The sequence below is a fragment of the Mucilaginibacter straminoryzae genome, from assembly GCF_022953055.1.
GTDB classification, from domain to species: domain Bacteria; phylum Bacteroidota; class Bacteroidia; order Sphingobacteriales; family Sphingobacteriaceae; genus Mucilaginibacter; species Mucilaginibacter straminoryzae.
On the sequence record NZ_JALJEJ010000020.1, the window covers coordinates 1 to 5,603 of the forward strand.

General features: G+C 49.3%; 2 tRNA genes and 3 rRNA genes. All 5 read right to left on the reverse strand.

Annotated elements, in window-relative coordinates:
- Positions 1-25 precede the first annotated feature (25 nt).
- The 5 genes from rrf to MUY27_RS20480 all read right to left on the reverse strand — a co-directional run bounded on the left by rrf (position 26) and on the right by MUY27_RS20480 (position 5,553).
- Positions 26-137, reverse strand: a 5S ribosomal RNA gene (rrf, locus tag MUY27_RS20460).
- A 190-nt stretch (positions 138-327) separates the two neighbouring features.
- Positions 328-3,207 (reverse strand): 23S ribosomal RNA (locus tag MUY27_RS20465).
- Positions 3,208-3,477: 270 nt separating this feature from the next.
- Positions 3,478-3,551 (reverse strand) — tRNA-Ala (locus MUY27_RS20470).
- 89 nt (positions 3,552-3,640) lie between these two features.
- Positions 3,641-3,715: transfer RNA gene (locus tag MUY27_RS20475), tRNA-Ile, on the reverse strand.
- A gap of 316 nt (positions 3,716-4,031) precedes the next feature.
- A 16S ribosomal RNA gene (locus MUY27_RS20480) occupies positions 4,032-5,553 on the reverse strand.
- Together the 16S, 23S and 5S rRNA genes with 2 tRNA genes alongside form the textbook arrangement of a ribosomal RNA operon.
- Positions 5,554-5,603 lie beyond the last annotated feature (50 nt).

A 5,603-nucleotide genomic window follows, 5' to 3' on the forward strand; every position in this document is an offset into this window, starting at 1 on the left:
TGCTTAAAGGGTTTGCTTGAATAAAGTTTGGCGCCGACCTACTCTTCCACATTTTACTGCAGTACCATCGGCTCTGGCGGGCTTAACTTCTCTGTTCGGAATGGGAAGAGGTGGACACCGCCGATATAGGCACCTGAATATCTTGATTAGATTTGAGTATCGGGATTTGAGTATCGAGACTACCCTGGGGCTTGTCTCATTTCTCACATCTCACATCTCATATCTAAGACATGTATTGAAAGAAGTACTTTGAAGCTGAAAAGACTATACAGCCTTTCTTTTGTTTTGATGGTGGTGTGACCGGAAAGATCACACCACTGATCTGTTGCGAAGAAAGCTTCGGGCGATTAGTATTACTCGGCTATGATGTCACCACCTTTACACCTGTAACCTATCAACGTAGTAGTCTCCTACGACCCTATAAGGAAGTCTCATCTCGTGGCTAGTTTCGCACTTAGATGCTTTCAGCGCTTATCTATTCCGAACGTAGCTACTCTGCAGTACAGCTGGCGCCATAACAGATTCACTAGAGGTTCGTCCAACCCGGTCCTCTCGTACTAAGGTCAGCCCCACTCAAACTTCCAACGCCCACAACAGATAGGGACCGAACTGTCTCGCGACGTTCTGAACCCAGCTCGCGTGCCACTTTAATCGGCGAACAGCCGAACCCTTGGGACCTTCTCCAGCCCCAGGATGTGACGAGCCGACATCGAGGTGCCAAACCTCCCCGTCGATATGAGCTCTTGGGGGAGATCAGCCTGTTATCCCCAGCGTACCTTTTATCCTTTGAGCGATGGCCCTTCCATGCAGAACCACCGGATCACTATATCCGTCTTTCGACCCAGCTCGACTTGTCTGTCTCACTGTCAAGCAAGCTTATGCTATTGCACTCCACGTACGGTTACCAAGCGTACTGAGCTTACCTTTGAAAGCCTCCGTTACCTTTTTGGAGGCGACCACCCCAGTCAAACTACCCGCCAAACAATGTCCCCCGCTTTGCAGGGTTAGACACCAAATACAGAAAGGGCGGTATTTCAAGGTTGTCTCCACGAGTCCTGGCGAACCCGCTTCACTGACTCCCGCCTATCCTACACATCCTGTATCCGATATCAATGTTAAGTTGTAGTGAAGGTGCATGGGGTCTTTCCGTCCCGTTGCGGGTAACCGGCGTCTTCACCGATACCACAATTTCACCGAGCTCATGGCTGAGACAGCGCCCAGATCGTTACACCATTCGTGCAGGTCGGAACTTACCCGACAAGGAATTTCGCTACCTTAGGACCGTTATAGTTACGGCCGCCGTTTACTGGGGCTTCGATTCAATGCTTCGCCTTGCGACTAACATCCCCTCTTAACCTTCCAGCACCGGGCAGGTGTCAGGCCTTATACGTCATCTTTCGATTTTGCAAAGCCATGTGTTTTTGTTAAACAGTCGCCTGGGCCTTTTCACTGCGGCTGCCATTGCTGACAGCGCCCCTTCTCCCGAAGTTACAGGGCCATTTTGCCGAGTTCCTTAGCCATGATTCACTCGAGCACCTTAGGATTCTCTCCTCGACTACCTGTGTCGGTTTACGGTACGGGTTTTTATGACCTGAAGCTTAGCAGGTTTTCTTGGAAGTCTGATTACCTACACTATCCCGTCCCCCGAAGGTTTCAGGTACTATCAGCTTTCAGCAAGCTCTCCGGTCTTTCCTAGAGAACCTATACCTACAGCCTTCAACGATCTATTCCGTCAGATCGCGGTAGTGTCACTACTCCGTCACTGCATCGCAGTCATAAAAAGTACTGGAATATTAACCAGTTGTCCATCGGAATCTCCACTCGGATTATCCTTAGGCCCCGACTAACCCTGATCCGATTAGCGTTGATCAGGAAACCTTAGTCTTTCGGTGGGCAGGTTTCTCTCCTGCCTTATCGTTACTTATGCCTACATTTGCTTTTCTATAACCTCCACCATAGCTTGTCGCTTTAGCTTCACCGGCGATAGAATGCTCCCCTACCAGTCATATTACTATGAATCCATAGCTTCGGTATACCATTTAATGCCCGTTTATTATCCATGCCCGGCCGCTCGACTAGTGAGCTGTTACGCACTCTTTAAATGAATGGCTGCTTCCAAGCCAACATCCTAGCTGTCTGTGCAGCCGGACCTCGTTAGTTCAACTTAATGGTAATTTGGGGACCTTAGCTGATGGTCTGGGTTCTTTCCCTCTCGGCCCTGGACCTTAGCACCCAGAGCCTCACTGCAGCGTATATTATCAAGCATTCGGAGTTTATCTGGATTTGGTAGGATTTGACTCCCCCGCACCCAATTAGTAGCTCTACCTCTTAATAACTGAACCGCCACGCTGTTCCTAAAAACATTTCGGGGAGTACGAGCTATTTCCCAGTTTGATTAGCCTTTCACCCCTACCCACAACTCATCCGGAAGCTTTTCAACGCTTATCGGTTCGGTCCTCCAGTACGTGTTACCGCACCTTCAACCTGGTCATGGGTAGATCACAAGGTTTCGCGTCTACCTCCTCTGACTATGCGCCCTATTCAGACTCGCTTTCGCTTCGGCTTCGTGCCTTAAACACTTAACCTTGCCAGAGAAGAGTAACTCGTAGGCTCATTATGCAAAAGGCACGCCGTCATCCGTTGCCAGACTCCGACCGCTTGTAAGCACACGGTTTCAGGTTCTATTTCACTCCCCTGTTCGGGGTTCTTTTCACCTTTCCTTCACAGTACTGGTTCACTATCGGTCTCTCAGTAGTATTTAGCCTTACCGGATGGTGCCGGCAAATTCCCACAAGGCGTCTCCGACCTCGCGGTACTCAGGATCCCACTAAGTCAATATTACTTACGCTTACGCAGCTCTCATGCTCTATGGCGGGCCTTCCCATGCCCTTCAGCTTCATTTTATTGTACTATGTCGTGGTCCTACAACCCCTAGTATGCCGTAACATAGTAGGTTTGGGCTCCTTCCCTTTCGCTCGCCACTACTCAGGAAATCACTATTGTTTTCTCTTCCTCTGCTTACTTAGATGTTTCAGTTCAGCAGGTTAGCGCATTTTGCAATCATTCTTCAAATGATTAGGTTTCCCCATTCGGAAATCCGCGGATTAATTCATATTTGCTAATCCCCGCGGCTTATCGCAGCTTATCACGTCCTTCATCGCCTCTGAGAGCCAAGGCATCCCCCGTGTGCCCTTTCTTACTTTCTTCTACACTGTCTGCTTTTGCTCAGACAGGTATGTCTTTATTTGGATAGTTATCTGTTGCCAGTCTTCTGTTGCGTGTTTCGAGTGAACTCGTAACTCATAACTTCTAACTCGTAACTTCATAACTGTCCCACTGTTGTCTTCTCAGTTTTCAAATTACTTCTTCCAATATGTCAAAGAACTTTCAATTAGATTTGAGTATCGAGATTTGAGTTTTGAGATTAACTTGCGCCTTTCTCATATCTCTTATCTAACTTCTCACATCTCATTTGTGTGGAGAATAACGGATTCGAACCGTTGACCCCCTGCGTGCAAGGCAGGTGCTCTAGCCAGCTGAGCTAATTCCCCTGGAGTTGGTTGTTTCATCTGTCATTCGTCAATCGTCATTTCAATGACTAATGATTACTGACCAATGAATCGCAGCTTCGCTGCGGCTGTAGTCTCGAGCAGATTTGAACTGCTGACCCCTACATTATCAGTGTAGTGCTCTAACCAAACTGAGCTACGAGACTTTGTTTGTTGCAGTCCGTAAGTCCGAAAGTCCGTAAGTCGGTTAGCCGCTTTTGCTAACTGCTAACTCTTTCTTTTCGTACTCCGTTCCTGCCGGCTGCCATAGTTTCGTAACCTTGCGGCTCACACCCTGATGGCTTCCTCCCGGGTTTCTCTTTCTTTTAGTTGCGAGTGCTCAGTTACGGGTTGCCAGTAATTCAACTGGTTACTCGTTACTCCGTCACCCGGAACTATTTTACTTTTTAATTTTAAGCATTAACATGCAGCGCAGCGTTCATCTCTACTTCTTAGAGGGGATAGTACGGGATACTGCTCCAGAAAGGAGGTATTCCAGCCACACCTTCCGGTACGGCTACCTTGTTACGACTTAGCCCCAGTTACCGGTTTTACCCTAGGACGCTCCTTGCGGTTACGCACTTCAGGCACCCCCAGCTTCCATGGCTTGACGGGCGGTGTGTACAAGGCCCGGGAACGTATTCACCGCGTCATTGCTGATACGCGATTACTAGCGAATCCAACTTCATAAGGTCGAGTTGCAGACCTCAATCCGAACTGTGAACGGCTTTTTGAGATTGGCGTCCTGTTGCCAGGTAGCTGCCCTCTGTACCGTCCATTGTAGCACGTGTGTAGCCCCGGACGTAAGGGCCATGATGACTTGACGTCGTCCCCTCCTTCCTCTCTACTTGCGTAGGCAGTCTGTTTAGAGTCCCCACCATTATATGCTGGCAACTAAACACAGGGGTTGCGCTCGTTGCGGGACTTAACCCAACACCTCACGGCACGAGCTGACGACAGCCATGCAGCACCTAGTTTCGTGTCCCGAAGGACTGATCCGTCTCTGGATCATTCACTAACTTTCAAGCCCGGGTAAGGTTCCTCGCGTATCATCGAATTAAACCACATGCTCCTCCGCTTGTGCGGGCCCCCGTCAATTCCTTTGAGTTTCACCCTTGCGGGCGTACTCCCCAGGTGGAACACTTAACGCTTTCGCTTAGACGCTGACCGTATATCGCCAACATCGAGTGTTCATCGTTTAGGGCGTGGACTACCAGGGTATCTAATCCTGTTTGATCCCCACGCTTTCGTGCCTCAGCGTCAATCGCACTTTAGTAAGCTGCCTTCGCAATCGGTGTTCTGTGACATATCTATGCATTTCACCGCTACTTGTCACATTCCGCCTACCTCAGCTGCATTCAAGCCCGTCAGTATCAAAGGCACTCCGATAGTTAAGCTACCGCCTTTCACCTCTGACTTAACAGGCCGCCTACGCACCCTTTAAACCCAATAAATCCGGATAACGCTTGGATCCTCCGTATTACCGCGGCTGCTGGCACGGAGTTAGCCGATCCTTATTCTTACCGTACATTCAGCCCAGGTCACGACCTGGGGTTTATTCCGGTACAAAAGCAGTTTACAACCCGTAGGGCCGTCTTCCTGCACGCGGCATGGCTGGTTCAGACTTCCGTCCATTGACCAATATTCCTTACTGCTGCCTCCCGTAGGAGTCTGGTCCGTGTCTCAGTACCAGTGTGGGGGGCCATCCTCTCAGATCCCCTAGACATCATGGCCATGGTGAGCCGTTACCTCACCATCTAGCTAATGTCCCGCATGCCCATCTTCATCCTATAAATATTTGATCATTATGCAATGCTGCACTGTGATTTTATGCGGTGTTAATCTCTCTTTCGAGAGGCTATCCCCCTGATGAAGGTAGGTTACATACGTGTTACGCACCCGTGCGCCACTCTCATGAAGAGCAAGCTCCTCAATCCCGTCCGACTTGCATGTATTAGGCCTGCCGCTAGCGTTCATCCTGAGCCAGGATCAAACTCTCCATTGTAAAATGTTTTGTTTGTATCCAGACCCTATTACTCAAAATAGAAATCTGTA